Source organism: Paracoccus sp. UBA889, assembly GCA_002294185.1.
GTDB lineage: Bacteria > Pseudomonadota > Alphaproteobacteria > Rhodobacterales > Rhodobacteraceae > Paracoccus.
Genome location: DBFD01000010.1, coordinates 1 through 1993, shown reverse-complemented (window position 1 = coordinate 1993; position 1993 = coordinate 1). Strand labels below are relative to the sequence as shown.

3 protein-coding genes are annotated in these 1993 nt (G+C 63.0%); all 3 read left to right on the top strand.

Annotated elements, in window-relative coordinates; translation table 11 throughout:
• Positions 1-227 precede the first annotated feature (227 nt).
• Positions 228-710, top strand: coding sequence for a hypothetical protein (locus B4L36_RS01125; RefSeq protein WP_292951037.1), 483 nt, complete (start codon positions 228-230; stop codon positions 708-710).
• Positions 711-734: 24 nt separating this feature from the next.
• Positions 735-1274, top strand: a complete 540-nt coding sequence (locus B4L36_RS01120; protein ID WP_292951035.1) for a helix-turn-helix transcriptional regulator — start codon at positions 735-737, stop codon at positions 1272-1274.
• 168 nt (positions 1275-1442) lie between these two features.
• The coding region (locus tag B4L36_RS01115; protein ID WP_292951033.1) for a hypothetical protein at positions 1443-1993 on the top strand (551 nt) is incomplete at its 3' end.

Below are 1993 nucleotides of genomic sequence, written 5' to 3'. Positions count from 1 at the left end.
GGCGGATGATGGCCCGGGTGGCTCCGACAACCATGCCGATGGTGAGCAACAGGATTGATTGCCGCCGGCCTTCGCCCGATAATCCGAAAACCCGCCGAGCGCGGAATCCCGCAAATCGGGTGCTTGCAAACCCCAGGTGACGGGCGCGATCGCGCCCGTCCTCCTGTCTGGATCCGGAAAGAACCGTGACGATATCAGACGCCCGTCTTGGACTCTTTTTCGCGCTGGTGACCGCGACGATTGCCGGAACATCCGCATTCGCACAAACCGCGACGCAGGTGGCGCCTGCGCCCACGACCCAGACGGAAAATCAACCTTCGGACATCTCGTCTCAGGTGACGAGGCAACTTCTGTCGCAGGGCTATCGCAACGTGACGGCACGCCGGACACTTCTGGGCAAGCTGGTCATTACGGCAAGAAAAGATCGCTTCGACCGGGAAATCGTGATCGACCCGCGAAACGGTGCGATTCTGCGCGACCTGTTGCGGCGCCCCCGCCAGTTCGACGGCCCGGATCCGTCGACGGCAAGCGATCGCTCGCGGCCGGGCATAGCGATCGGTCACTACGGCGAAGAGGGTTCCGATGGAAAGCAACCCACCGCAGAGGGAAGTGACGAGACCGGCGACAACGGGCACGACAACTCCGGTGACCAATCAGGCGATCGGTCGGAAGGCAATTCCGAAGGCGGTGAGGGCTCGGACGATGGATAGGTCCGCGGTCGACCGGGTTCGCCGATGCTGAAGCACATTCCTCTGATCGTCATTCTCATGTTGCAGACTGTCTCGGCCGCCTATCTGGTGCGCGACATGGTGCTGTCGGTGGCGGGGATCTATTTCGAACCTCTTTCCTGGCAGTATACCGAATATCTGGACATCGCCGCCGCGGCGGGACTGCTTGGTGGGATCGGGCTGGGCGCGCGGATGCTGGTGATGACCCTGCGCGGCCGGCATGCGGCCGAGGCCAAGCTTCGCCGTGCCTCGACCGCCTTCATGGAACTGACTGCGCAGCGGTTCTGCGAATGGAATCTGACCCCGGCTGAACGGGACGTGGCGCTTTTCGCCCTGAAAGGACTGTCCGTGTCGGAGATCGCCGCCCTGCGCGGTACATCGGAAGGCACGGTCAAGGCTCAGACCACCTCGGTCTACCGCAAGGCCGGCGTGACCAGCAGGCCGCAATTGCTCAGCCTGTTTATCGAGGATCTGTTCGATCCTGATCTTTCCCCGATCCAGCCGCAGCCACGCAAGGATTCCCTGATCGGCGCCACGGGACGATGATCCGCTGGCGAAGGGATCACCGGCGTCGTCTCGCCCCTGCGGTCCCCTTCAAAGGGCCTCGGTGCCGGTCGGCGGAAAACCGCTTTCGTTTCGCATGACGCAGCGGCAGATGAACCGCATGGCTTCCGCCGCGCGTTTGGCCTCCATACCGCATGACGGAGGTTAGACATGCTGAGCAATACCATGAAGATGATGATGGCGGGCGGCAAGATCGCTGCCCTGACAGCCCTGATGGGCACCACCGCCCTGGCCCATGACGCGACCAGGATCGAGACCGAAGATGGCAACACGGCCATTGTTCCCGGTGCCGCCGCAGATGCGGAATCCTCGGTCGGAGCGGTGACGGAATCGCCTTATCCGCTGGTTGTCCAGGTCGAAAACGATCAGGTCGTTGCCGAGACGCTGATTGCGCAGGGCTTTACCGATGTCCGCATCCTGCGCGAAGGACCGATGATGACCGTCACCGCGCAGCGCGATGGACAGCCGATCGAGCTGGTCTACAGCGTGGCCAATGGAAGCCTGGTTTCGGTGAATGGCGAAGAGCTGCGCCGCGAACCCGAAGGAGCCTCGGCCGGCGATTCAAGGAATGTTCCGGCAGCCTCCGCGGGTGCTGCGACCGATTCCGATGCTGACGGCATGGATGGCGATGACGATGCGTCCGACGACGGCATGGGCGAGGACAGCAGCACCGATGACGATACCACGGGCGATGGCATGAC

What these genes read in the sequence shown, in the direction of transcription:
- B4L36_RS01120 (WP_292951035.1), top strand. Translation starts at nt 735, where the DNA reads ATGCTGAAGCACATTCCTCTGATCGTCATTCTCATGTTGCAGACTGTC.